The organism is Mucilaginibacter pallidiroseus (assembly GCF_007846085.1).
In the GTDB taxonomy this organism is placed as follows: domain Bacteria; phylum Bacteroidota; class Bacteroidia; order Sphingobacteriales; family Sphingobacteriaceae; genus Mucilaginibacter; species Mucilaginibacter pallidiroseus.
In genome coordinates this window covers 255,863-280,934 of record NZ_VOEJ01000002.1, presented here as the reverse complement: position 1 = coordinate 280,934, position 25,072 = coordinate 255,863, and the positions used below count along the sequence as shown (strand labels likewise).

Annotated in this window: 21 protein-coding genes; 14 read left to right on the top strand and 7 right to left on the bottom strand. The window is 44.4% G+C overall.

Annotated features, from left to right (window positions below; translation table 11 throughout):
• Positions 1-14: 14 nt before the first annotated feature.
• Complete coding sequence (locus tag FPZ43_RS05735; RefSeq protein WP_146380900.1) at positions 15-398, top strand: response regulator; 384 nt, start codon at positions 15-17, stop codon at positions 396-398.
• The gene (locus FPZ43_RS05730) at positions 395-1,249 is read left to right on the top strand and encodes an N-acetylglucosamine kinase (protein WP_146380899.1); all 855 of its coding nucleotides are present in this window, start codon (positions 395-397) and stop codon (positions 1,247-1,249) included. The genes FPZ43_RS05735 and FPZ43_RS05730 overlap by 4 nt, the downstream gene beginning before the upstream one ends.
• 3 nt (positions 1,250-1,252) lie before the next feature.
• Here FPZ43_RS05730 and lnt read toward each other — a convergent pair whose 3' ends face one another.
• The gene (gene lnt / locus FPZ43_RS05725; protein WP_146380898.1) at positions 1,253-2,857 is read right to left on the bottom strand and encodes an apolipoprotein N-acyltransferase; all 1,605 of its coding nucleotides are present in this window, start codon (positions 2,855-2,857) and stop codon (positions 1,253-1,255) included.
• Positions 2,858-3,185: 328 nt separating this feature from the next.
• Positions 3,186-3,905, bottom strand: coding sequence for a 16S rRNA (cytidine(1402)-2'-O)-methyltransferase (gene rsmI / locus FPZ43_RS05720; protein WP_146380897.1), 720 nt, complete (start codon positions 3,903-3,905; stop codon positions 3,186-3,188).
• A gap of 110 nt (positions 3,906-4,015) precedes the next feature.
• On the opposite strand from rsmI, the gene serS reads away from it, so the two are divergent.
• Positions 4,016-5,287 (top strand): serine--tRNA ligase, encoded by a 1,272-nt coding sequence (gene serS / locus FPZ43_RS05715; RefSeq protein WP_146380896.1) that lies wholly within the window; start codon positions 4,016-4,018, stop codon positions 5,285-5,287.
• Between the two features lie 171 nt (positions 5,288-5,458).
• Here serS and FPZ43_RS05710 read toward each other — a convergent pair whose 3' ends face one another.
• Complete coding sequence (locus FPZ43_RS05710; protein ID WP_146380895.1) at positions 5,459-7,282, bottom strand: serine hydrolase domain-containing protein; 1,824 nt, start codon at positions 7,280-7,282, stop codon at positions 5,459-5,461.
• Positions 7,269-8,900, bottom strand: a complete 1,632-nt coding sequence (locus FPZ43_RS05705; RefSeq protein ID WP_146380894.1) for an amidohydrolase — start codon at positions 8,898-8,900, stop codon at positions 7,269-7,271. Before FPZ43_RS05705 ends, FPZ43_RS05710 begins: the two co-directional genes overlap by 14 nt.
• Positions 8,901-9,167: 267 nt before the next feature.
• Here FPZ43_RS05705 and mutL point away from each other — a divergent pair, with 267 nt between their 5' ends.
• The 6 genes from mutL (at position 9,168) to FPZ43_RS05675 (ending at position 16,434) form a co-directional block, all read left to right on the top strand.
• Complete coding sequence (mutL, locus tag FPZ43_RS05700; protein WP_146380893.1) at positions 9,168-11,027, top strand: DNA mismatch repair endonuclease MutL; 1,860 nt, start codon at positions 9,168-9,170, stop codon at positions 11,025-11,027.
• Positions 11,028-11,058: 31 nt separating this feature from the next.
• Positions 11,059-11,772, top strand: coding sequence for a rhomboid family intramembrane serine protease (locus FPZ43_RS05695; RefSeq protein ID WP_146380892.1), 714 nt, complete (start codon positions 11,059-11,061; stop codon positions 11,770-11,772).
• Positions 11,773-11,817: 45 nt separating this feature from the next.
• The gene (locus tag FPZ43_RS05690; RefSeq protein WP_146380891.1) at positions 11,818-12,702 is read left to right on the top strand and encodes a rhomboid family protein; all 885 of its coding nucleotides are present in this window, start codon (positions 11,818-11,820) and stop codon (positions 12,700-12,702) included.
• Positions 12,692-13,813 (top strand): endonuclease/exonuclease/phosphatase family protein, encoded by a 1,122-nt coding sequence (locus FPZ43_RS05685; protein WP_146380890.1) that lies wholly within the window; start codon positions 12,692-12,694, stop codon positions 13,811-13,813. Before FPZ43_RS05690 ends, FPZ43_RS05685 begins: the two co-directional genes overlap by 11 nt.
• A 185-nt stretch (positions 13,814-13,998) precedes the next feature.
• A complete protein-coding gene (cysS, locus tag FPZ43_RS05680; RefSeq protein WP_146380889.1) occupies positions 13,999-15,489 on the top strand; it encodes a cysteine--tRNA ligase in 1,491 nt (496 codons plus the stop codon).
• A gap of 78 nt (positions 15,490-15,567) precedes the next feature.
• Positions 15,568-16,434, top strand: a complete 867-nt coding sequence (locus FPZ43_RS05675; RefSeq protein ID WP_146380888.1) for a hypothetical protein — start codon at positions 15,568-15,570, stop codon at positions 16,432-16,434.
• A 17-nt stretch (positions 16,435-16,451) separates the two neighbouring features.
• Here the strand turns inward: FPZ43_RS05675 and FPZ43_RS05670 are convergent, their stop codons facing one another.
• Both FPZ43_RS05670 and FPZ43_RS05665 read right to left on the bottom strand, forming a co-directional pair.
• Positions 16,452-17,414, bottom strand: a complete 963-nt coding sequence (locus FPZ43_RS05670; RefSeq protein ID WP_146380887.1) for an AAA family ATPase — start codon at positions 17,412-17,414, stop codon at positions 16,452-16,454.
• A 5-nt stretch (positions 17,415-17,419) separates the two neighbouring features.
• Positions 17,420-18,799 carry a peptidylprolyl isomerase gene (locus tag FPZ43_RS05665; protein ID WP_146380886.1) on the bottom strand — a complete coding sequence of 460 codons (1,380 nt, stop codon included), beginning with the start codon at positions 18,797-18,799 and terminating at the stop codon, positions 17,420-17,422.
• A 154-nt stretch (positions 18,800-18,953) separates the two neighbouring features.
• Between FPZ43_RS05665 and FPZ43_RS05660 the strand changes: the two genes are divergently transcribed.
• Together FPZ43_RS05660 and FPZ43_RS05655 are read left to right on the top strand one after the other, a co-directional pair.
• The gene (locus tag FPZ43_RS05660) at positions 18,954-19,532 is read left to right on the top strand and encodes a hypothetical protein (RefSeq protein ID WP_146380885.1); all 579 of its coding nucleotides are present in this window, start codon (positions 18,954-18,956) and stop codon (positions 19,530-19,532) included.
• Positions 19,533-19,534: 2 nt separating this feature from the next.
• Positions 19,535-20,110: a non-canonical purine NTP diphosphatase gene (locus FPZ43_RS05655; RefSeq protein ID WP_146380884.1), complete on the top strand. Its 576-nt coding sequence runs from the start codon at positions 19,535-19,537 to the stop codon at positions 20,108-20,110.
• 4 nt (positions 20,111-20,114) lie between these two features.
• Here the strand turns inward: FPZ43_RS05655 and FPZ43_RS05650 are convergent, their stop codons facing one another.
• Positions 20,115-22,685, bottom strand: coding sequence for an OstA-like protein (locus FPZ43_RS05650; RefSeq protein WP_186461770.1), 2,571 nt, complete (start codon positions 22,683-22,685; stop codon positions 20,115-20,117).
• A gap of 51 nt (positions 22,686-22,736) precedes the next feature.
• On the opposite strand from FPZ43_RS05650, the gene tilS reads away from it, so the two are divergent.
• From tilS to FPZ43_RS05635, 3 genes are read left to right on the top strand one after another with little or no spacing between them, the layout of a single operon-like run.
• On the top strand, positions 22,737-24,071 hold the full coding sequence (tilS, locus tag FPZ43_RS05645; protein ID WP_146380882.1) for a tRNA lysidine(34) synthetase TilS: 1,335 nt from the start codon (positions 22,737-22,739) through the stop codon (positions 24,069-24,071).
• Complete coding sequence (locus FPZ43_RS05640) at positions 24,068-24,556, top strand: hypothetical protein (RefSeq protein ID WP_146380881.1); 489 nt, start codon at positions 24,068-24,070, stop codon at positions 24,554-24,556. Before tilS ends, FPZ43_RS05640 begins: the two co-directional genes overlap by 4 nt.
• A 19-nt stretch (positions 24,557-24,575) precedes the next feature.
• A complete protein-coding gene (locus FPZ43_RS05635) occupies positions 24,576-24,956 on the top strand; it encodes a hypothetical protein (protein ID WP_146380880.1) in 381 nt (126 codons plus the stop codon).
• Positions 24,957-25,072: the final 116 nt, after the last annotated feature.

Here is a 25,072-nt window from a genome sequence, read left to right as displayed (position 1 = left end):
AGTTAAGTTAAAGGATGCCTGTGCGCTTTAAAACATGTTTGCTCATCGATGATAACTACATCGATAATTTTGTAACGCGCAAGATATTGGAAAGCGGCAACTTTGCCGAAACTATTGTAGTGCATCAATCGCCAACAGAGGCTATTGAAGCTTTACAAAATGGCAGCGTTGTACCTGATGTTATTTTTTTGGACATACGTATGCCTCAAATGTCGGGGTTTGAATTTTTGCATGAGTTTGAAAAGATCCACATGGAGAACAAAGAAGCTGTGAAAATATTCATGCTTTCGTCATCCCTTGACCCAACTGACATGAGCAAATCCACTCAAAACAAATACGTTGCTCAATTCATTCATAAGCCACTAACACACCAGGCTCTCGAAGAACTTATTGCATGATTTTAGTTGCAGACAGCGGATCAACAAAAACAGACTGGTTACTATCTAATCCCAACGGCGAACCTATAGCGTTTAAATCTGCCGGGTTAAATCCTTACTTTTTAACAGAAAAGGAAATTGCCAAGATTATACAGGAGCAATTGCCGGATATGATAGCGTATGCACCCAATATTACCGAAATTTACTTTTTCGGCGCAGGATGCTCAAGCGCCGACAGGCACGAAATAGTATCGAACGCGCTAAGCGTTTTTTTTGGCAAATCATACATCAGTATCGATAGCGACCTGCTGGCATCAGCCTATGCTACCTGCGGGCACGAAAAAGGCTTTTGCTGCGTATTGGGCACCGGCTCAAACATATCTTTTTTCGACGGTGAGGAAATACATGACGGGCAGCATGGCCTGGGTTATGTTTTGGGCGACGAAGGTTCGGGCACCTGGTTTGGTAAGGCGTTGATTACTGATTATTTGTATGGCAGGATGCCTGCTGATATCAATGAGCGCTTCAAAGACGCTTATCACCTGGACAAGGAAACCGTCATAAAAAACGTTTACCAAAAACAGCGCGCCAATTCTTACCTGGCTTCGTTCTCAAAATTTCTCTCTGATATAAGACATACATCTTACGGGCAGGACTTACTGCAAAATGCCCTACAGGAGTTTGTGGATACTAATATAAAATGCTACTCCAATTACGATAAATATAAGTGCCACTTTGTAGGCTCGATTGCATCTGTTTTTAAGGATGAGCTTAAGGCCATATGTGGTATCAACAATGTGCAGGTTGGTAAGATCATGAAACAGCCTATCAACGATTTGCTGGAATTCATCATCAACCGGCAGGAAGCATAAGGCTTATTTTCTTCTCAGTTTTATGATTACGAATACAATGCCCATTAGCGCCAGGATTGTACCTGCTTTTGGCAGGTAGTCGCCATGCTCAACGTAAAAGGTAATATCGCTGCTTAAATTAATATCCTGCTTTAGGGCTGTTTTAACCCACCACTCTGAGCGTTTAACCACGTCGCCACGCTGATTGATAAATGCCGAAATGCCGGTGTTGGCCGAGCGGCATACCCATCTGCGCGTTTCGATTGCGCGTAATTTGGCATAATCTAGGTGCTGATCTTTTCCGGATGTATTTTCCCACCAACCGTCGTTAGTGATTATGGCAATAAATTGCGCGCCGTCTTTTACGGCGCTGGCCACCCAGTTGCCCCAGATAGATTCGTAGCAAATAACAGGTACCGCACCAATTCCACTTTGGCTGTAAAAAACACCCGGTTTGTCCTGCATGGTGTAGTTGCCGGTTGCCCCACCCAAATGCTCAAATACCGGTTTTAAAAACGAAAAGGTGCTGCCAAATGGTAACGACTCCGCACCTGGCACCAACCGTGATTTATGGTAGAACTGTAGTTTTGATGAATTTTCGATATTAATGGCCGAGCTGTAGTGATCCCAAAAACCACCGCCTGGCATTGGTGAAGCCGTTGCATTAACGCGGTTTGCATATGTGCGGTAGGTTTCGCCGCCGGTTATAACGTTGCCATTTTTGTACTTATTTAAAAAGCGCTTTACCTGCAAATAGTTATTGTCGGTTAGCATATGCTCCTCGTCGATATACTGCGGTATGGCAGTCTCGGGCCAGATGAAAAATTCGGTGTTGCGCTGGCCCAGTGAGTCGGATAGTTGGGTAAGCGTTTGTATTTGCGTGTAGACCGGAATGCTGCCCGATTTTTCATATGGGTCGATATTGGGCTGCACAACCACCACGTTTGACGGATTGGTTTGTTCCTGGTAATTATAATACCTGTAAAGCGACAGGCCGAGCGGTAATATCAATACGAGCGCTAAAGCGGTAAAAAGCTTAATACGCAACTTTGATGTTTGCGCCTCGCGCAAGCCAATATATATAAGGAATGCAAGGATGTTAACTGTCCATATCCAGATGGTGCCACCGTAAACGCCCGTATATTCGTACCACTGAATCCATTGGTGCGAAACGGCAAAACCATTGCCAAGTGTCATCCAGGGAAAGTTCAGGTCCCAACTTTGGTGCAGGTACTCATAACCTATCCAAAAACAAACTAGTGCAACTAAAGATATAGGCCGACTACTAGCCAGCCTCATACGGTAATAAAGCCAGCATGCGGTGCTCATAAGCAAAGGCCCAAGCGCGTAAGGTATAAGCGTAATTGGGGCCGCCACAATTGGCCCTATCATTTTAAGTGCATTATAAACCCAGTAAATGCATAGCGTGTTCCATATAAAAAAGCCAAGAAAGGTGATATTAAAGATCTTTTTGCCCTTTTTAGCCGCGGTGGATTTTATGATGTTTTCTATCGCCACTAGCATAGGCACCAGCCCCACAAACAGCAGGATAGTGGTATATGACGTAGGCGGCCAGGCTATCCAAAGCAATAACCCGGAGAGTATAGAAAGGAGTATGTTTTTTTTCATTATATTATATAAATATGTCATTGCGAGGAGCGTAGCGACGTGGCAATCACCTCGCGTTCACTAAGCAAGCGACGGGATTGCTTCGCTGCCGCTCGCAATGACACGGTTTCTATGTTTTGCCTTTAATGTCATTGCGAGGAGCGTAGCGACGTGGCAATCCTGGCGTGCACTAAGCAAGCGACGGGATTGCTTCGCTGCCGCTCGCAATGACATTCTTTTATTTATATCTCTATAATGTCATAGCGAGTAGTAATCGCCTTACGTTAATTAAACAAGCGATAAGGTTGCTTCGCTGCAGCTCGCAATGACATATAACTGGCTGATCATATTACTCATCCTCATCATCCACGTATTTTTTCTTTTTCTTCTCGACCGGCTCTGCGCCGGCTACGCATATCACAAACTCGCCTTTTAGCGGGTTGTTCTCAAAGTGTGTTTTTACTTCGGTTACGGTGCCGCGTACCGTTTCTTCGAACATTTTGGTAAGCTCGCGAGATACCGAAAGCTGCCTGTCGGCCCCGAAATGCTCGGCCATTTCATCGAGTGTCTTTAATAAACGGTGCGGCGACTCATACAGTATCAGCGTGCGTTCTTCTGTAGCCAATTGTCTATAACGTGTTTGGCGGCCTTTTTTTAATGGTAGGAAGCCTTCAAAGCAAAACTTGTCGGTAGGGAAACCTGAGTTTACCAGCGCAGGCACAAAGGCGGTGGCACCAGGCAGGCACTCAACAGCTATGTTAAACTTCAATGCCTCGCGCACCAGGAAAAAACCGGGATCCGAAATAGCCGGTGTACCTGCATCAGAAATCAGCGCGATGTTTTGGCCCATAAGCAAAAACTTGATGATCTCGTTGCTGGATTGATGCTCGTTGTGCTGATGGTGTGCAAACACCTTATTTTGAATATCAAAGTGCTTAAGCATTGGTGCCGATGTGCGTGTGTCTTCGGCAAGAATTAGATCAGCCTCCTTTAAAACACGGATAGCCCTGAAGGTCATGTCTTCAAGATTACCTATAGGAGTGGGCACTAAGTAAAGTTTTCCGGTCATTTTTGTGTTTGCAGTTGCCGGTCTGCAGTTCGCCGGTGCGCCTACAAAAAAACTGCAAACTGCCTGCTACAAACTGCAAACTGTTATATTTGCCTGTTAAATAAAAAACAATGCTGCAAGTTAGTTATATCCGCGATAACCGCGAAAAGGTTTTAGAACGTTTGGCTGTTAAGAATTTTAAACAGCCCGAATTGGTAGAGGACGTGATTGGATTGGATGAAAAACGCCGCCAAACACAAAACCAGTTAGATAACGTATCGTCGCAGGCTAACGCAGCTGCCAAGCAAATTGGCGAGTTGATGCGCAATGGTAAAAAAGACGAAGCCGAAACCATTAAAGCCAACACCGGTAAATGGAAAGAGGAAATAAAACAGTTAGGTGAGGAGCTTGCTGCCGTAGAGGTTGAGCTGCAGGACAAACTTGTTTTATTGCCCAACTTGCCTCACTCATCAGTACCCAAAGGTTTAACGCCGGAAGAAAACGAAGTGGTACTCGAAAATGGGAGCAAACCAGAATTACCTGCAGGCGCATTACCCCATTGGGAATTAGCTGCCAAGTATAATTTAATCGATTTTGAATTAGGCGTTAAGATTACCGGCGCGGGCTTCCCTGTTTACAAAAATAAAGGCGCCAAACTACAACGCGCACTAATAAACTTTTTTATTGACGAGGCCGAGAAAGCCGGTTACAGCGAAGTGAGCGTACCGCTTATGGTTAATGAGGCATCGGGCTTTGGCACCGGCCAACTACCTGACAAAGAAGGGCAGATGTATTTTGTAGGTGAGGATAAGTTATTTTTGATACCAACTGCAGAGGTACCTGTTACCAACATATTTCGTGATGTGATATTGAAAGGTGAGGAATTGCCTGTAAAGCACTGCGGGCATACCCCATGCTTCCGTCGTGAGGCTGGTTCATACGGTGCGCATGTGCGTGGACTAAACCGTTTGCACCAGTTTGATAAAGTGGAGATTGTGCAGGTAGTGCACCCTGATAATTCATACGATGTGTTGGAAGGCATGAGTGCACACGTGCAGGGCTTGTTACAAAAGTTGGGCTTGCCGTACCGTGTTTTGCGCCTTTGTGGCGGCGACATGGGTTTTGCAAGCGCACTAACCTACGATATGGAAACCTGGAGCGCAGCACAACAACGCTGGTTGGAGGTATCATCAGTATCCAACTTCGAAACGTTTCAAAGCAATAGACTAAAACTTCGTTTCCGCAATGCGGAAGGTAAAACGCAATTGGCCCATACGCTCAACGGTAGCGCCCTGGCCCTGCCGCGCATTGTGGCTACCTTGTTAGAGAACAACCAAACTGAAAAAGGTATCAAAATCCCCGACGTTTTGGTGCCTTATACTAAGTTTGAGTGGATTGATTAAGATTGGGATCAGCGCACGATTAACCGCGTCATTGCGAGGAGCGCAGCGACGTGGCAATCTCATCGCCGGCCATATAAACGCGACGAGATTGCCACGCTAACGCTCGCAATGACATGGTTCAAATGAAGAAAGCCCGGCATATCGGGCTTTCTTCATTTGAATCAGTATGGGTTACATTCCCTTTAGTATTGCATCATAAATAGCATCCTGTATGCGCGGGCGAATATTCATGCTGCCTAATTTGTTGCCAACGTTTGGATATACACGGTTGGATAAGAATACATACACCAGGTTATATTTCGGGTCGACCCAAACGCAGGTACCGGTAAAACCGGTGTGGCCGTAGGTTTGGTCTGATGCAAGTTTCGATGGGTAATGCCTGTCGGCTATCGGGTCCCAGCGATCAAAACCGTAGCCGCGACGGCTTATCGGCGATTGCTTGGCTGTCCACATGTTAACCGTTTCGGGCTTGATGTATTGTACGCCACCATAAGTACCGCGGTTAAGCATCATCTGATAAAGTATCGCAATATCATTTGCGCTGGCAAACAAGCCGGCGTGGCCGGCAACGCCACCCATAAGGGCTGCAGTTGGGTCGTGCACGTAACCATCAATTAAAGCTTTGCGATCCTTAACATCATTTTCTGTAGGCGGGATACGATCAACCGGGAAACGGTAAAGCGGCAAGAAGCCGGCAGTTTGCATACCAAGCGGGTTATAAAACTTTTGCTGTACGTAAACATTAAGCGGTGTTGAGGTAATAGCCTCGGCAATTTGCTGCAGAAACAGCATACCTACATCGCTGTAAACGTACTGGCCGCGGGTTTTAACAGCAGATCGTAGCATGGCCTGCAGCATTACGTCATCAAAATAGTTTTTGCGCAGGTAATATCCCTGGTTTACCTTGGTCGGAAATGCGGCAGACGAATCTACACTATGGTCCGACGGCTTTACTACCTCAAAGGTAGATATATCGGGTATCAACCCGGCCTGGTGCATCAGCAACTCACTTACCTTCAAAGTTTTTTTGTTGGTATTGCGGGTCATGCTCATATATGTACCCAATGTAGAATCAAGATTGAGCCGTTGCTGATCGTATAATTGCATCAGCTCCATCGTAGTGGCCGAGATTTTGGTCATCGATGCCACATCGTAGATATCGGTTATCTTGTTTTGGATCTGGTTATTGTATTCGTGATAGCCGTATGCCTTGTTGTATATAACTTTGCCATCTTTTGCAACTAAAACTACGCAGCCCGGCGTAGCACGGTTGGTAATAGCTTCGGCTGCTATCTTGTCTATTTCCTTGAGGTTGTCACTATTGATACCGGCATCTTCGGGCACAGTGTACTGCAAACGCGTTTTACTTGTAGTAAAACCGGTATTGGCTACATATTTACCAGTGTAAGTTTTGTTAAGCTTTTGGGTAACAGCTACACCGCCAAAAATTGCCTGTGCGCTAAACATAGCGGATACAGGAGACAGGCGCGACGACCAGATAATGGGGGCTGTGACGTTATCAAGCTGCCTCAAAAAAGTACTGTTGCCCAGGTACGATACTACAACATCTTTCACCTTATTGGTTTCGTTTATAAAACCTATGATCTGATGGTTATTAATCTCTGCGTCTGTTAATTGGACAACAAGTGTGTTGTAAAACTTGGTATCCTGCGCCAGCATATCAAATGGCTTTACGCCCATGTATTCGCTACCGTTAAAAGATTGTATTTTGGCGTACTTATTAAGCAGGCTATCAAAAGCTGTAGCGTAAACCGATGAAAAGTGAATGCTGGCTACCTTATTATTATCAAGATTGCGCAACGGCACAATACCTTTTTCGTTATTAAATAAAAATGTTTCCTGCTCGGCAGATTTTGCTTCCTGTACATAGGCTTTACCTGTAAATACGAATGGTGGCTGTTGCGCGCAAGCCGAATTAACTAATATAAATCCCAACAAAAGCAGGCTGTAGCAGCCCCGCTTATTTCTTTTCATAAACCTTAGCACCATTTATATATGTTTTTATCACTTTAACATTTGGCAGTTCGCTGCCTTTAGCTTTCATTATATCTTTATCCAATATTACAAAGTCGGCGTATTTGCCTGTCTCAATGCTGCCTTTCTCAGTTTCCTCAAAGTTGGCCTTGGCAGCCCAAATGGTCATGCCTTTTAAAGCCTCGGTACGGGTAAGTGCGTTCTCCATCTGGAAGCCACCCTGTGGGTTGCCTTTTAAATCTTTACGCTCTACAGCGGCATAAAATGTATATAGCGGGTTGATGTTTTCTACAGGGAAATCTGTACCCAGCGCAATCCAACCGTTTTGTTGCATTAATTGTTTGTAGGCATATGCCGTTTTAAGCCTGTCGGCACCAAGGCGTTTCACCGCCCAACTCATGTCGGATGTGGCATGCGTAGGTTGTACAGATGGGATAACGTTGTTTTCGCCAAAGTATTTGATATCGTCGGGCGATACCACCTGCGCATGTTCTATCCGCCAGCGCTTGTTGTTTTTGCCCTTAAGCGCATCGGCATAAATTTTTAACATAACGCGGTTTGCCGAGTCGCCAATGGCATGCGTACACATCTGGAAACCTTTGGCAGCTATTTTTTTGGCTACCTCTTCAAAATGTGTTTTTTGGCTCAGTAAAAACCCGTTCCAGTTTTTTTGGTCGGCATAGGGTTTAAGCAAACATGCCCCGCGCGATCCCAGCGCACCATCTGCATAAACTTTAAATGCCCGTACATTTAGGCTCGGCGTTTTGTAAACACCTCGTTTAAACAAGTAGTCGTAGTTTTCCTGCTGATCGGCCAGCATCAGGTACATGCGCATTTTAAGGTCGCCCTTGTGTTGCAGTGCAGCAATGGTGCTTACCATGGTATAAGGCAGGCCGCAATCATCAACCGTAGTTAAGCCAACTTCAAAGCAATTGCGTTGCGCATCAAGCAACGCAGCCTGAATAATCTGCTCGGTAGGAGCAGGTATCTTGCGGGTAACAATACCAACGGCATTATCAATCAATATACCGGTAAGTTTTCCGTTTACTGTTTCAATACTGCCGCCAATTATAGTTTGGCCGGGGGTAATACCTGCTATGTTGAGCGCTGCCTGGTTTGCTATAGCAGCATGCCCGTCTATACGGCTCAAAATAACCGGGCGCACCGGGAACAATGAGTCGAGCTTTGCTTTATTAGGGAATGATTTTTCGGTCCATTGATTTTGGTCCCATCCGTTACCAATTATCCAGCTTTCGGTGTGCGTGCGCGAGTATGAGTTTACCGTATCTAAAACGGCTTCCCAGCTTTTTGTACCAGCAAGCTTAACTTCCTGCAGGCCCATGCCGTATTCATAAAAGTGTGCGTGCGCATCTATAAACCCCGGGTAAACAGCTTTTCCACCGGCATCAACAACTTCACGGGCCAGGTATTTTTTCTCAATGGTATCTATATTCCCAACAGATATGATTTTGCCGCCGCTTACCACAAAGGCATTTGCCGTTGTGAAATTGCTGTCGACCGTGTAAACCACCGCATTTTTAACCAGTAGGTCGGCGTTATATTCTTTTTTCTTACAGGCTGCTGTTAGTAGTAACAACAAAGGCCATAATTTCTTCATATGTTTTTACAGGCGGGGGTAGATGTGATAAATAGTATATACAAGGATGTAAAGATAAAGTTATGGGCGTAAAAAAATATTTCCTTTTGGCATAACTCACTAATAGCCCTTTTTGCGGTTTTATGAGCCATTTTTAAAAGCATGCTTATATCTGCCCTGTCTCATAAACGCAACTATACGGGCGCTGAACAATAAAGTTATGCAATCAAATAATTAATTTAGCAACTTTAATTTGATACGCCTTGACAGGCGCAGAGGGGAACTTTAATGCCAGACATAATTCAGCTTTTACCGGATGCCGTAGCCAACCAGATAGCCGCAGGCGAAGTTGTGCAAAGGCCGGCATCGGCGGTAAAAGAATTGGTGGAGAACGCAATAGATGCCGGTGCCGACAAGATACAATTGATACTTAAAGACGCCGGTAAAGCACTTATACAGGTAATTGACAATGGCTGCGGTATGAGCGTTACCGACGCACGCATGTGCTTTGAGCGCCACGCAACATCAAAGATCCGGAAGGCCGACGATCTGTTCGCTATACGTACAATGGGCTTCAGGGGTGAAGCCATGGCATCAATCGCGGCTATTGCACAGGTTGAGTTAAAAACCCGCCGCCACGAAGATGAGTTAGGTACCTGTATCCTTATCGAAGGATCTGAAGTGTTGAGCCAGGAGGCATGTTCGGCACCAACTGGTACATCTATCTCAATCAAAAACCTTTTTTATAACACACCTGCCCGCCGTAACTTTTTAAAAAGCAACCCGGTGGAGATGCGCCATATTATTGACGAATTTCAGCGTGTGGCGCTGGCTAACCCGCAAATATTTTTTACGCTGCACCATGATGGGCAGGAGGTTTACCACCTGCCTTCGGCATCGCTTAAGCAGCGTATTGTGCACCTGTTGGGCAATAACTATAACCAGCGCTTGGTGCCGGTGGAGGAAGATACCACCATCATTAATCTGCGTGGTTTTGTAGGCAAGCCTGAGTTTGCACGCCGAACCAGGGGCGAGCAATTCTTTTTCGTAAACAATCGTTTCATCAAAGATGCTTACCTTAACCATGCGGTGCTAACGGCTTTCGAAGAACTACTGCCCGACGAAACCTACCCGCTGTATGTGCTTTTTATCGATATCGACCCGAGCAAGATAGATATCAACGTACATCCTACAAAAACGGAGATCAAATACCAGGACGAGAAGTCAATTTATGCGATTATCCGTTCGGCGGTAAAACGCTCGTTGGGTAAGTACAATATCACGCCAACACTTGATTTTGACCAGGAGAACAGTATAGGGCACCTGATAACGCACAAACCTTTCGAAGAAATTGTGCAACCCTCTATTGCCTTCAATCCCGATTTTAACCCATTTTCTAACGAGAAAAAGGCCGATAGGGAAATACCCTTTTTACGTGATGCCAACCCGGGTGGTCATCGGTCGGCTATTCCCCGTAATTGGGACACGCTTTATGAGATAGCTAAAAAGGAAGAAACGCTGCAACACGAGATACATACTGAGAAATCTATACCAGTTGACGAACAGGAGATAACCAAAAGCAGCGAACGCCAATTTTTCCAGATCCATAACCGTTATATTATGTCGCAGATAAAATCGGGCTTTATGCTGATAAGCCAGCAGGCTGCGCATGAGCGGATATTATATGAACGGTTTTTACTGCAATTGCAAAACCATAGCGGTATTAGCCAGCAAAGCCTGTTTCCGCAATCTGTCACGTTAAATAGCAGCGATTTTGAGCTTTTGCGCCAGTTATTGCCGGACATTCGCGCCCTAGGTTTTGACATACGCGAGTTTGGCCGCAACACGGTAGTAGTTGAGGGCATACCGGCAGATATAGGCAACGCCAATGAGCATGAATTGCTTGAGCATTTATTGGAAGGCTTTAAAAACAACCTCGAGATTTTAAAGTTAGATAAGCGTGATAACCTTGCCCGTTCTTTGGCGCGTAATGCTGCCATTAAAGTAGGCACCAAACTATCGTTAGAAGAAATGAACCAGCTGGTTGACCAGCTTTTTGCCTGCCAGATGCCAAACCTTGCCCTTAACGGCAAACCCGTTATAAGTACCGTGACGCTGGCCGAACTGGCCGAACGTTTTGAAAAATAGCTTTTAAGCTTAAAAGAATTATATTTAACCTATGCAGTCGCCATTTGCCAATACCCCGCCCGTTGTTAAAAATTTACTTATAATCAATATCATCTTTTTTATAGCAACGTTTGCTTTAGAGCGTATAGTTAATTTAACCGTACTGCTGGCGGCCTACTATCCGGCTTCGCCATTATTTAAGCCATGGCAGCCCATAACTTACATGTTTATGCATGGCGGCATAGCGCATATATTCTTTAATATGTTTGCGCTGTTTTCTTTCGGGCCTTTACTGGAGTACACTTTGGGTTCAAAACGCTTTTTCAATTACTATTTCATAACCGGGCTTGGTGGTTACGTGTTATACATGGCCGTACAGGCTTTGCAAATACATGCTATAGCAGGTTCATACACCATTCCGAATCCTGGCGTGGAAGCATCATACTTCAACTACGGTGGCCCAGCCAATGCACAGGCACTTTACGCGCTCTACAATTTCCCTATGCTGGGTGCATCGGGTTCTATATTTGGCTTGCTGGTTGCCTTTGGCGTACTGTTCCCAAATCTGGAAATGATGGTTATGTTTATACCAGTACCCATCAAGGCAAAATACTTTGTAATAGGTTACGTGGCTATAGAATTATTCTCGGGCGTGGGCCGTTTCTCTGGCGATAATGTGGCACACTTTGCGCACCTTGGCGGGGCATTGTTCGGCTTTTTGTTAATTAAGCTTTGGGGGGTTAAAAAGCCAAACAATTTTTATTAGCAATGGTAGTTAAATGATAAATAATATTTCATAGACACACAGGCCATGAGTACCATTTGGCAAAATATTCAATACAAAATATCAAAGTCTGATAGTCGTATTAATACGCTTATTGGCATCAATGTAATTGTTTTCCTGCTGATAAATGTTTCGTCAGTAGTTGAGCAATTGTTTACAGGTTTTGGCGGCAGCGTAATAGATAGTTACGCTAATGACTTTCTGCTACTGCCGGCCTATCTACCCAAACTTTTATACCGTTTCTGGACACCCTTCACCTATATGTTTATGCACGCCGGCGTGCTGCATATATTATTCAATATGCTTTGGCTTTACTGGATGGGCCAAATCTTTGAAGAATACCTTGGCAACAAGCGTACAGTGGGCCTTTACCTTATGGGCGGTTTAGCCGGGGGCATACTGTTCATAGCGGCATACAATCTTATACCTGCGTTTACAAACAGCAATTCAGCTGCAGGGGCAACGGTAGTAGGTGCATCGGCAAGTGTAATGGCTATTGTAATTGCAACGGCAACCCTGCTGCCCGACTATGCCATTCAACTATTTTTATTTGGTCCTGTAAAACTTAAATGGCTTGCTATATTTTTAGTAGTGTTTGATTTTTTAATGATTGCAGGCTCCAACCCTGGCGGCGAAATTGCGCACCTGGGCGGAGCTTTAATGGGATTTGCCTATATTAGGCAACTGCAAAAGGGGAGCGACTGGGTAACATCTGCCGGTAAAATATTTAAAAAGAAACAGCCTGCCATGAAGGTTGTATCGCGCAATTCCCCGCAAAAGAAATCATCGGGCAAGCCAGGGCAGGAAGAGGTAGATCGTATTTTAGATAAAATTTCCAGCTCGGGTTACGATAGTTTAAGCAAACAAGAAAAAGATACCCTTTTCAGGGCAAGCAACAGTAATGAAAGTTAATAACAAACGCTTACCGTTAATTGATAAAATTTTCCTGTTTTTCACTTGCGCGTTAGGTTTAGGTTTACTGTTAAGTTATTTAGCTCCTGTTGTAGATCCGGCAAAGTTTTGGCTGTTCGCTTTCTTTGGTTTAGCATTTCCAATTTTACTGGTTGCCAATTTGGTGATGGTGGCCTACTGGTTAATCAGGCAAAGATGGCATGTGCTGCTACCGGTGATATGCATTTTAGCAGGCTGGAACGTGCTGCTTAATAATGTTGGCATACGCCCACCAAGTGGTGCCAGCTACCCGCCTGAGGTTAATATGGTATCGTTAATGACGTATAACGTTCATAATTTTAAACCATGGGGTTATGATAACGACCCAAATACCAAGCACCAGTTTTTGAAACTGATTGAGGAGCAGCAGCCGGGTGTGTTTTGCGCACAGGAGTTTTACACTAAAACGCGCGGCCAATATGATATGATCGATTCCATAAAGGCCGTACTGCATGCCGATGATTATTATTATGAACCTTTTGAGTCGGTAGAGGGTGAATCGGCAGGCATGGCAATTTTTTCGAAGTACCCTATTGTAGCTCATGGCATGGTGCAGCTAAATAAGCTCAGTAGCGGCAACCAAAGCATTTATGCCGACATAAAAAAGGATGGAAAAATATTCAGGATTTATAACGTCCACCTGCAGTCGGTTGGTTTTAAGCCGCCCAATTACGCTTATCTCGAAGGCGTAACCAAGCATTTTAAGGTGAATTACACAGGTACAAAAGATGTTTTTATAAAGCTGCGAAAAGCATTTATAAAGCGCAGCGCACAGGTTAAAATAGTAAAGGCTCATGCCGCAAAATGCCCCTATCCGTATATTTTTTGTGGCGACTTTAATGACACGCCTGCATCTTTTGCGGTTAATTATATGAGCAAGGGCATGAAAAACGCTTTCAGGGAAAAAGGCGGTGGCCTAAGCCGTACGTATAACGGCGCTTTCCCCAATTACCAAATTGATTTTGTGATGGCAAGCCAGCAAATTAATGTAGGTAGCTATCAGGTGCTGGTGCGCAAACTATCCGATCATTTCCCGGTTGTAACAGAGCTTTTATTAAACCCTTCAAAATGATTGTGCTGTCAGTCTGTTTAATTTGCCGATGTTGTGCCACCTTGCCAAAATGCCGTTGAGCTTGTGCCTGACAGAGCAAAACTTGCACTTCGCCCCCCGTTTTAAACAGTCATACAAACGTAGGCATTTATATAAACCAATATATCCTTTCAGCTTCAAATCTAAAAAATCGTAAGTTTGTCCGCATGGAACAAAAACTATTTGTTTACAATACTTTAACCCGTTCTAAAGAAGAATTTAAGCCGCTAGAAGCGCCCCATGTAGGCATGTATGTTTGCGGCCCAACAGTATATAGTGATGTGCACTTAGGCAACTGCCGCACGTTTATTTCTTTCGACTTGATTTTCCGTTACCTTAACCACTTAGGTTATAAGGTGCGTTATGTGCGTAATATTACAGATGCCGGCCACCTTGAGGGCGATGCCGACGACGGAGAAGATAAAATATCAAAAAAAGCTAAGCTGGCTCAATTAGAGCCGATGGAAATTGTACAGAAGTACACAGTTGATTTCCATAAAGTGATGGAGATATTTAACGCCTTGCCACCAAGCATTGAGCCTACCGCTACCGGCCACATCATCGAGCAAATTGAGCTGGTAAAGGATATCATGGCACGAGGGCTTGCTTATGAGGTTGATGGCTCTGTTTACTTTGATGTGGAGAAATACAGCCAGACAGAAGATTACGGCATGCTTAACGGCCGCAAGCTGGAGGATATGCTTAACAATACCCGTAGCCTTGGCGGCCAGGACGACAAACATGGCAAGCTTGATTTTGCGCTGTGGATAAAAGCCAAGCCCGAGCACCTGATGCAATGGCCATCGCCCTGGGGCATGGGTTTCCCGGGCTGGCACCTCGAGTGCTCGGCCATGAGTAATAAATATCTTGGTCACCAGTTTGATATACATGGCGGCGGTATCGACCTGATGCCAACGCATCATACTAATGAAATTGCCCAAAACATAGCAAGTTGCGGTAAGGTGCCTGCTAATTATTGGCTGCATACCAATATGCTTACTATTAACGGGCAAAAAATGTCGAAATCATTAGGCAACAGCTTTTTGCCGCATGAGCTGTTTTTAGGCACCCATCCGTTGCTTAAAAAGGGCTATAGCCCAATGGTGGTACGTTTCTTTTTTATGCAGGCAAGCTACCGCAGTACAATCGATTTTTCGAACGATGCTATTGAGGCTGCAGAAAGTTTTTACAAGAAATTGTCAGAATCTGCTAAAAAATTAGCCGCGCTCGAACAAAAGGAAACAACGGCTGTTGATGCCGAAGTTGATGCAGCAATCAATACATTTTGTGATGATTGCTATCGTGGAATGAATGACAATTTTAATTCGCCCAAAACGTTAGAGGCATTAAATAATCTGTCTAAGTGGATCAACACATTTACTGTGGGCACACGGAAAGCCGGTGAGGTTTCTGCTGATACCTTTGCCAGGATGAAGAAAACTTACAACGATTTCTTTTTCGATGTTTTAGGTTTGAAACAGGAAGACGCAAGCGGCGGCGATACCGATCAGTTGCTGGAACTTATCATAAAGTTACGTAACGAAGCCAAGGCAAATAAAGATTACGCTACGTCTGACAAGATCCGCGAGGGGCTGAAAAATGCAGGCTTCCAATTGAATGACAGCAAGCAGGGTACCACAGATTGGGTACGAATATAATACTGAAAGAAACATGCCGGTAGGGCAGCCGGCGCATTACATAATGATATTGCCCGCTTAAATCTACGCACTATACAAATGAAAAAACTAATATTTTCAGCTATCATCGCTTCCGCACTAACGTCGGCTGCATTTGCACAAAACAAACAGGTAACGGTTGACCAGGTAGTAAAGGCCGAGCAAAACTTTGACAACATAGTTCAAAAGAAAGGTATGAAGGCTGGTTTTCTGGCTGTAGCCGACTATGAAGGAATCGTATTTAAACCACAGCCGGTTAAAATAACTGAGTTTTATGGATCAATCGATAAGCAACCAGGCAAGCTGATTGCCGAGCCTAAGTTTGCCCGCATATCAGCTAACGGTGATTTGGGTTTTACTGCCGGCCCATACGTTTACCAAAACGGTAAAACTGATGACGATAAAGTATTTGGCCAGTATGTTTCCATATGGCGCCTGGACACCGAGAACAAGTGGAAATTGCTTATAAACGTTGGTATGCCGCACCCGGAGCCCGAAGGCGAAATGCAAACTGATTTTAAAGAGCCTGACTTGAGCAAACAAAAAGCGGCAAGTAAAGACCCTTTCGCCGGTAAAAATATTATTGTGGGTACCGATAACCTGCTTAACAAAGCCCTTGCAACATACCCTGCGTTGGCTGCTTACAAAGAGTTTTTAAGCCCAGAGGCGCACTTTTACTTTCCTGGTTTTGAGCCTATAGTTGGCCCGGACAAGATCATGAAATTCCTGGACAACGAGGGTGTAAGCATTAGTGCCGAAACTATCAATGCAGGCCGCTCAAGCAGTGCCGACCTTGCTTATAGTTATGGTAAAGCCCGCATCAAAAAAGGCAACATCGTTAACAACTACAACTATGTGCGTATTTGGGAAATAGGTGCCGACCACAAATGGAACCTGTTGGTTGAGATCTTCTCTACAGTTGAATAAAACAAAAAAGCAGCTGTTTAATACAGCTGCTCTATAATATCATTCGCGCTGAGGCCCTCTGCCTCGGCGTGATAACTTCTCACAATACGGTGGCTCAATATTGGTTTAGCCACTGCCTGCACATCCTCAATATCCGGCGAATACTTACCGTTTAGTACAGCGTGGCACTTCGCTCCTAATACTAAAAATTGTGATGCCCTTGGCCCTGCGCCCCAGTTAAGGAGGCGTTTTACCTGTGGGGTAGCAAACTCGCTGCCGGGCCTTGTTTTAGCCACCAATTTTACAGCATACTCCAGTACATTATCGGCCACCGGGATGTTGCGCACCAATTGCTGGAAATAAACTATCTGCTCGGCGTTTAAAACCTTTTTAACATCAGCACTGCTTGTGCCTGTAGTGTTTTTTACCACCTGCAATTCTTCTTTAAATGAAGGGTAGCTCAATGCCACGTTAAACATAAAGCGATCAAGCTGTGCTTCCGGTAGCGGGTATGTGCCTTCCTGCTCGATTGGGTTTTGCGTAGCCAATACAAAAAATGGCTTAGCCAGTTTGTGTGTAAGCCCTGCGGCGGTTACCGCTTTTTCCTGCATAGCCTCTAAAAGTGCAGCCTGGGTTTTTGGTGGGGTACGGTTAATTTCATCGGCCAGGATGATGTTTGAAAAAACAGGGCCGGGTATAAATTTAAAGTTACGGTCCTCGCCCAAAATCTCCGCTCCGATAATGTCGGTCGGCATCAGGTCGGGGGTAAATTGTATGCGCTTAAAATCAAGATCCAGCACCTGGGCAACAGTTTGCACCAGCAAAGTTTTGGCAAGGCCGGGAACGCCTACTAACAGGCAATGTCCGTTGCTAAAAATAGAAATCAGCACATATTTAATCACTTCATCCTGCCCGATGATGACTTTGCCAATTTCCCCGCGTATTTGCCGGTAAGCCGCCCTTAAAGCATCGGCGGCTTCAACTTCAGAGCTGTATTGCATAGGCTTTATTGGGCCGGTGTGGCTTGTGCTGTTACTTTAGGTGTGATCCAGTTTTTAAGTACTTCACAGTCCCTGTATTCAGGATCAATCTCTATAAAAGTTTCCTTGCGGCGTTTGTCAAACCAGTCAGACACGGTTTTGGTCAACTTCATATCCATTGCCTTTTCCTTTAACCTTGCAAAATCCTGTTCAAGGTTGGCTTTGTGCGCATCATTTACAGATTTTAGGTAAAGTATCCTGTATGTTTTTTTACCGGTTTGCTGATCGGTATATAAAATTGGTTTGGCAAGATGTCCCACTTTCATGGTGTCAACAACAAGTGCAACCTGCGGGTCAAGCTTATCGGTAGGTATAAGCGTTGTGCGTGTTTGCACATTGTCTGCATTAAGCATCATGCCACCATTGTACTTGGTTTCTTTATCGTCCGAGTAAAATAAGGCTGCACTCGAGAAATCAAACTTAGGCGCTGTTGTAAGCGCGCGGTAAACGCTGTCGGCAGTTTTCTTTGTGCGGTCAAGGCTGGCTTCCGTTATTACAGGTGCAATTAATATGTGGCGGGCATGTACCTGTTCGCCGCGGCGCTCAATAACCTGTAAAAAGTGAAAGCCAAAGTCCGACTCAAACACCGGCGAAATCTCACCTGCCTTAAGTTTAAATGCATTTGCGGTAAACTCCTTCACCATCTGCTGCCTGTCAAAAAAGCCAAGGTCGCCACCTTCGGGGGCCGAACCAGGGTCTTGCGAGTAAAGCCTTGCTAAAGCACCAAAATCTTCGCCTTTCTTTACCCTTTGGCGTAATTCTTCCGCTTTTTCACGGTAAAAAGCTTTTTCTTCTTTACTCAGTTTCGGTTGAAAAACGATCTCGCCAATTTCAACTTCTTTGTTATAGGTTGGGATACTGTCTTTAGAAATGCTTTGAAAGTAATTACGAACATCCTGCGGAGTAGTGTTTACGTTCTCGGTGATTTTACCACGCATACGCTGCGCAATAAGCGACTCCTTAATGTCCGGGCGTATCTCATCTTTGTATTGGATAACCGAACGGCCCAAAAACTGCTCGAGTTTTTCCTGTCCGCCTGCTCTGGCAATAAACGTACGCATACGCCTTTCCACGTCCGCGTCAACTTCTTCGTCTTTTACCTGCACGCTATCAATTACAGCCTGTTGCGCCAGTAACTTTTGTGTAAGCTGCATTTGCAGTAGCTGGCATTTTGCACTCGGGCTTGGCGGTTGGCCGCTTATGATATATTGCGCGTATTGCAGTTCGATGTCTGATTGCAGGATAATACCGCTACCAACTTTTGCAGCAATTTTATCAATAGTTTGGGCCTGGGTAGCCGAGAGCATCAGAGCAGCACTAAAAAACGACAGAAATAATTTCTTCATTGAATTTATAAAATAATAATGCGGACTTTTGTAAAGCCTTTAAAATGCGAATTTCGGTAAAATTTATCAATAATAAGGCATGATAAAACCGGTGTACTAATATGCCTATAATGCCTTAATTGCTTTACTTACTTTTGGTTAAAAAATGTTAAATATGAAAGTTGAAAACCCTAATGCCTACCGCTTTATTATGCCGGATGACATTTACCTGCTACCGCAGGATAGAGGTTTGAAAGCTATGCCCAACACTGCCGAAGAGGTTGCCGAAACTGCACCTGAGGCAGAAGCCATACCAGAACTTCCTAAATCACAACCGCCAACCGTAGCACCAACTCCAGTAGAAACGCCTGCTGCAACGTTTAATTATCTGGGTAGCAACAATAAAAAGTTTTTGATATTGGTAAAATATACCGATGCAGAGTTTATTGCACCGGCACACTTAGCTGCTTTGGAAAGTATGCTTACGCGCAAAGGCTTGGGCCTGGTTGATGTGGCCATACTCAACGTCAATAATTACCCAACATCAGCAATTGCAGATTTCAATGCTTTTTTTGCACCGCAAAAGTTACTGATAATGGGCGATAAGGCGTTGCCTGAAGGTACCCGAAGGCCGCCGGTAAACAAAGTATTTAAATCATCGGCAGGGGATACTTTGTTTAGTGTCGACTTTGAAGAGATGATGCCAAGCAACGAGCTGAAAAAGGCGTTTTGGGAACAGATGAAAAACTTATAACGATGCAGCAATTAGTATTTGCCACAAATAACCGCCATAAACTGGAAGAGGTGCAAGCCCGCATAAACGGTCAAATAAAGCTATTGAGCCTTGATGACATTGGCTGTACCGATGACATTGCAGAAACCGGGCTTACCTTTGCGGAGAACGCATCACTAAAAAGCCACTACATTTTTGATAAATACAAGCTGAACTGTTTTGGTGATGATAGCGGGCTGGAGATAGATGCGCTTAACGGCGAACCGGGCATCTACTCGGCCAGGTATGCCGGCACACATGGTAACCACCAGGCAAATATCGATTTGGTGCTCAAAAAGCTTAAGGGCGTAAAAAACCGCTCGGCCCGGTTTAAAACCTTGATATCATTGCTTTGGGATAACCATGAGCACTTTTTTGAGGGTGTGGTAGAAGGCAATATCCGTACAGAACGCAGCGGCAACGAAGGCTTTGGCTACGACCCTATATTTGAGCCCCTTGGTTACGATGTCACCTTTGCGCAAATGAGCATGGAACAAAAAAACAGCATCAGCCACCGGGGCCGTGCTGTTGATCAACTTATTGCTTTCTTAAATAAATAAGAGCCTACGGCTTTTTAGCAGCAGTGCTATCGGCCTTTGGCTTAATTGCGGGCTGCGATTTTACAGGCAGGCTATCCTTTTGAGTTTTCACGGGTTGAGATTTATTGCCTAAGCTATCCTTGCTTGTTTTAAGCAGTGGCTGCGTTGGCAGTTTGTTTTTTAAAGTATCTGTTGTAGGCTTTTGCGCACCGCCTTTTTGCGGCAACCCATTTGTTGTGCCCGGTTTCTTAACAATAGTCGGCTTTTGTGTTTGCTGATTATACTTGCGGTTGTATGATGGCAATATCGATTCTTTAGATACCGGCCGCTCTTTTGGTTTCCAGATAAAGCCTTTTAAAATCTGCTCATCAGGCCCAAATTTATTCAACGGGCCATACCTGTGTTCGGGCTTGGTTAAGAAGTAAGCCTGCGACGCGCTGTTGTTTTTAAACGAAACCCGCATGCGGCTGCTTAATGATCTTACCATTTCCTTCACAATCCCGCTATCCCTTGCAAAATATATACTCTCGGCATTACCGGTTACATACATGCGGTCGAGCTTGTCATCTTTAAAAAAGCCTCTCATGCGCTTGCCCGCTATCTGGTTAAAATGCGTCGAGTCGGTTTTTTCGATATTTACAATGAAAGATGAAGGATACATGTAAAGGTTATTCAGCTTTTTATTCTTCATCTGCAGCGCAACAGTATCCCCCGAAAGCTGGGAGCCCTGTGTCCATAAAATAGGCTGCACAAACATTGTAACGGTCGAGTCGGCATAACTGTAAAACATTGAGTCTGCCTTGGCCTGCAGGTCAGATTTGAAGAGCTTGGCACTATGATAGGCTATCACAATTCTTATCCGTGCCGTATCTGCCAGGTTAACCTTGCTAAACATAAATACAGGATCCTCAACTTCCTGTTCAACACGTTTGGCTTTTTTCTGTCCTTTGGCTGCGGTAGTGTCGCCCGGTTTGGAAGCTGCAGTAACAGGCTTCGGTTTGCCAAAAAAGTCACGATGGAGGTAACTGCTGTCGGGGCCTGTGCCGGGGTGCCTCAAAGTTAAAAACTTCGAATTTACTTTTGCAGGCGCCTTGGTGGTTGTCTTGGCTTTTATGCTGGTATCGCGCGTACGAGGCATGCGCGCACGAGCTTGCATTTCTTTCAAAACCTTGTAGGTTACTATTTGGGTTTTTAATGAGTCGGCTGACAGGAATATCGAATCGCGCTTTACCTTTTCCTTGCCGATCGGCTTTACAGGCTCTAAATTACTGGTGAGCTTTTTAACGCTGCTACCTGTGGGTATGGGTAAGCCAGGCATACTCTTTATAACACTTGGCGCAGCTTTGTTAACAGCAGCAGTAGCGCTCTTCTGCGCAGCTTTTATTTGCTCCGGGCTCATGGATTTCAGTACTTTTTTTGCGCTATCTAACTTTGCCGTATCCACCGCCGAAATCTTGAGTGGAACGCCTGACACAGATTTAACCGGCAAAGTGGGCATGTTCTTGAGCGCTTTTTTAGCATCGTTAATTTTACTGGTATCTGCCAGCGAAACATTTGCCGGTATGTTTTGCAATGCTTTAACAGGCATGGTGCCGGCCGGGGGCGCGTCTGCAATTTCCTGCTTTGTATCGGCAGATTTTACCGCATTACTACCACTTTTTTTTGCGAGCTGTGGTTTTGAGGCTACCGAATCCGTTTTTGTGGTGTCCTTTTCTTCGGTTACAATTACAACATATGGGTCGCGGGTTACAACGGTAAGTTCCTGCGCTTTGTAATAATTGGCCAGGTCGCCGTAAAGGGTTATGTTTTGCTCCTTATCATGGAATATAACATGCTTTATGGCGCGGCCATAACCTTTTATTTTATCATAAAACAAGCTGTCGCCCTTCAGGCTTTTACTACCCGATTTATAAAGATTGTTTTTACCAAAAAACGCCTGTTCGGTGGCTGTATCGTAAGTGCCGTTTTCGGTATAAAGCGTATCCTTTTTATCCTTTGCATCATAAATGTTTGATGGCCCCAGGAAATAAGCCAGCTTGCTGGCGGCGTTGTAGCGCAGCGTATCTGTTTTAATAAGTGCTTCGGGCGTTACCATTACCACGTTGTATCTGAAGTAGGCATCACGTGTTGAAGTAAAGTAATAGCCGTTTTTGCTTGTGAGGGTGTTGTCTTTATTAATCAATTTACCGCCACCGGTGTAGGTGCCTATTTTGGTGGCTGTGCTGTAAGTTAAATAGTTTGTGGTTAAAATGGCGTCCCTGTCAATCATGCGCACATTATCGGTAAGGGTTGCAATTTTGGTATTGCCGTTATAATTAAGCTTGTCCGAGTAAATGTTTAGGGTGTCGCCTTGTGTGATATGCACGTTGCCGTAGGCATCCATCACGTTCTCTACCTGGTTAAGAAAGGCGCTGTCGGCCTGCATTACCGAGTTTTGGTGCACAAAAGTACCATCGTAAACAATGGCTACATTTTTTCCGTTACGTTGCGTGTAATATATGCTTTTGGACTTTGTAACCCTTATTATGGATTTTTTTTGCCCAAAAGCCGTAAAGCATATTAGCACCAGGAAAAAACTGAACAGATATTTTATCACGATGGCAAAATTAGTTTTTTGCAGGGGTTATTAAATTAATAATTTTGGGTTATGCTCCCTGTTAATCAATTTGTTGATTTTATTGAACAAAACAAGCTTTTTACCAAACAAACCAAAGTGCTTGCTGCCGTAAGCGGCGGTATCGACTCGGTTTTGATGGCTCATTTGCTTAAACAGGCCGGCTACAACTTTGGTATAGCTCATTGCAATTTTATGTTACGTGGTTCCGAAGCCATGGCCGATCAGCAATTTACTGCCAACCTGGCCCGGGAGCTTAACGTTCCGTTTCATACGACCAATTTTGATACCCAGCAATACGCTATTGATAACAAGGTATCTATACAAATGGCAGCGCGCAACTTGCGCTACCAATGGTTTGATGAAATTGCACAAACCGCAGGTTACCACGTGATTGCCCTTGCGCACCACCAAAACGACACAATTGAAACAATATTGTTAAACCTTACTCGCGGGACAGGCATTGCGGGCCTGCACGGTATTTTGCCCATAAACGGCAAATTGGTAAGGCCAATGTTGTTTTTAACCCGTCAACAAATACAGACTACCGTTGAGCAGGATGGTTTAAAATTTGTGGAGGATAGTTCAAACGCATCAATCAAATATGCCCGCAACAAGATCAGGCATAAAGTAGTGCCACTATTGCAGGAGCTCAACCCATCGCTCGAGGATACGTTTGAGCATACGCTGCGCCACTTCAGGGAGTTGGAGATTCTGTTGAATAATACGGTTGATAGCTTGAAACGCGAAATCATAGTGCAAGTTCAGGATGAACTACACATATCGCTTGAGCAGATAAGAAAGCTCAACCCACAGCATTTGTTATTATTTAAGTTATTGCAACCCTACGGATTTGCCGGCAACGTTGTAGATGATATTATATCTGCGCTTGATAAGCACTCGGGGAGGCAGTTTCATGGCATAGGATATACGGCGGTAATTGATCGTGAGGTGCTTATTCTGACGAAGACCAATAAGAATTTAGTCGGTGATTTATTTATAGATGCTGATACTCGCGAAGTAATTTACGGCAATTACAATGTAACCGTATTGCATGACGATAGCGGGCTTATTGTAAAAGGCAACCCAATGGCTGTTTCAATTGATGCAGATAAGTTGATTTATCCGCTTACGTTAAGGCCCTGGCGGCAGGGAGATACCTTCAGGCCGCTGGGCATGAAAACCAGGCAAAAATTAAGCGACTTCTTTATCCACCAAAAGGTGCCATTGCATAAAAAGCATGAATTGCCGTTATTGATAAACGGCAATGGAGACGTTGTATGGGTATGCGGCTATCGGCCCGACGACCGCTATAAAGTTGACAAGAACACTAAAAAAGTTGCTATATTCGAACTAATTAAGATATGAGTAATAACGAAGTATTTTGCGAAAAGCAGTACCTGGGCCGCGAATGGATCCCTATAACCATACGCCTGGTGCTGGCCATGTTTTGCTTTGCTGCTTACCTTTTTACGGATGGCCGCGAACGCAACGGCGATTTGCTGGCTGTTGTTGGCTTTGTTATCATTACCATATCTATCATATTGGGGTTTGTGCGTCACTTTCGCACAAGGGTTATCAATAAAAGTATCTTGCTTGATGGCTTGTGGACAACCCGCCTGGTGAAAATTGACCTCAACAGCATAGTTAAAGCCGAAAAGGGCACTTACAGCCGATACTTTGTGAATAACCCGGTTTACAACCTGCATACCAAAGGTACTATCCGTTTTTATACTGCCGGCAAAGATGCCATCCACCTTACCGACCGCGACGGGTTGCTTTATATTATTGGTTCCCAACACGCAAACGAGTTTTTGCGCGCCATCAAGGAAGAGATGAGTAGAGCGAACTAGTCTACTACTAATGCCGTTGATGGACTCAAAGAAAAGTCAATTAATTAAAATTATTAAAGAGCAAGCTGAGTTGTTCCTGTTAGATGCGGGAGAATTTTTTCCGTTTGGCGCCAGCATTAATGCTGATCATAAAATCGTTCCAAGAGCTGCCTATATAGATGATGATAATGATTGTCCCCCATCATTAGAGTTAATTGAAATGTTAGAAAAAAGTATAGTTACAGATATACAAAGTGGCCGGATAATATTGGGTGTAGTTGCTATTGATGGTCGAATAAAAAAAGACGATCAGATAGTTGATGTGATTGAAATGCGATTTTACGAGTTAGATAAAGTGTACAGGAAGATTTACCAGTACTTTATTTACGATGCTCGGGTTGAATTTACGCTTACTCAATAGATTTAAACGCCTTGTTTAGCGTAAAGCTAATCTCTAATATATTTTAAACTTAAATAACTTGCGGGTCATGCAGATGCATATCAGTATCTTATATCATTGGTTAGCATGCTTGATGG

What these genes read in the sequence shown, in the direction of transcription:
- FPZ43_RS05675 (WP_146380888.1), top strand. Translation starts at nt 15,568, where the DNA reads ATGAAAAAACTAATATTTTCAGCTATCATCGCTTCCGCACTAACGTCG.
- FPZ43_RS05665 (WP_146380886.1), bottom strand. Translation starts at nt 18,799, where the DNA reads ATGAAGAAATTATTTCTGTCGTTTTTTAGTGCTGCTCTGATGCTCTCG.
- FPZ43_RS05670 (WP_146380887.1), bottom strand. Translation starts at nt 17,414, where the DNA reads ATGCAATACAGCTCTGAAGTTGAAGCCGCCGATGCTTTAAGGGCGGCT.
- cysS (WP_146380889.1), top strand. Translation starts at nt 13,999, where the DNA reads ATGGAACAAAAACTATTTGTTTACAATACTTTAACCCGTTCTAAAGAA.
- FPZ43_RS05695 (WP_146380892.1), top strand. Translation starts at nt 11,059, where the DNA reads ATGCAGTCGCCATTTGCCAATACCCCGCCCGTTGTTAAAAATTTACTT.
- mutL (WP_146380893.1), top strand. Translation starts at nt 9,168, where the DNA reads ATGCCAGACATAATTCAGCTTTTACCGGATGCCGTAGCCAACCAGATA.
- FPZ43_RS05655 (WP_146380884.1), top strand. Translation starts at nt 19,535, where the DNA reads ATGCAGCAATTAGTATTTGCCACAAATAACCGCCATAAACTGGAAGAG.
- FPZ43_RS05640 (WP_146380881.1), top strand. Translation starts at nt 24,068, where the DNA reads ATGAGTAATAACGAAGTATTTTGCGAAAAGCAGTACCTGGGCCGCGAA.
- FPZ43_RS05635 (WP_146380880.1), top strand. Translation starts at nt 24,576, where the DNA reads ATGGACTCAAAGAAAAGTCAATTAATTAAAATTATTAAAGAGCAAGCT.
- tilS (WP_146380882.1), top strand. Translation starts at nt 22,737, where the DNA reads ATGCTCCCTGTTAATCAATTTGTTGATTTTATTGAACAAAACAAGCTT.
- FPZ43_RS05690 (WP_146380891.1), top strand. Translation starts at nt 11,818, where the DNA reads ATGAGTACCATTTGGCAAAATATTCAATACAAAATATCAAAGTCTGAT.
- serS (WP_146380896.1), top strand. Translation starts at nt 4,016, where the DNA reads ATGCTGCAAGTTAGTTATATCCGCGATAACCGCGAAAAGGTTTTAGAA.
- lnt (WP_146380898.1), bottom strand. Translation starts at nt 2,857, where the DNA reads ATGAAAAAAAACATACTCCTTTCTATACTCTCCGGGTTATTGCTTTGG.
- FPZ43_RS05660 (WP_146380885.1), top strand. Translation starts at nt 18,954, where the DNA reads ATGAAAGTTGAAAACCCTAATGCCTACCGCTTTATTATGCCGGATGAC.
- FPZ43_RS05710 (WP_146380895.1), bottom strand. Translation starts at nt 7,282, where the DNA reads ATGAAAAGAAATAAGCGGGGCTGCTACAGCCTGCTTTTGTTGGGATTT.
- FPZ43_RS05730 (WP_146380899.1), top strand. Translation starts at nt 395, where the DNA reads ATGATTTTAGTTGCAGACAGCGGATCAACAAAAACAGACTGGTTACTA.
- FPZ43_RS05735 (WP_146380900.1), top strand. Translation starts at nt 15, where the DNA reads ATGCCTGTGCGCTTTAAAACATGTTTGCTCATCGATGATAACTACATC.
- rsmI (WP_146380897.1), bottom strand. Translation starts at nt 3,905, where the DNA reads ATGACCGGAAAACTTTACTTAGTGCCCACTCCTATAGGTAATCTTGAA.
- FPZ43_RS05705 (WP_146380894.1), bottom strand. Translation starts at nt 8,900, where the DNA reads ATGAAGAAATTATGGCCTTTGTTGTTACTACTAACAGCAGCCTGTAAG.
- FPZ43_RS05685 (WP_146380890.1), top strand. Translation starts at nt 12,692, where the DNA reads ATGAAAGTTAATAACAAACGCTTACCGTTAATTGATAAAATTTTCCTG.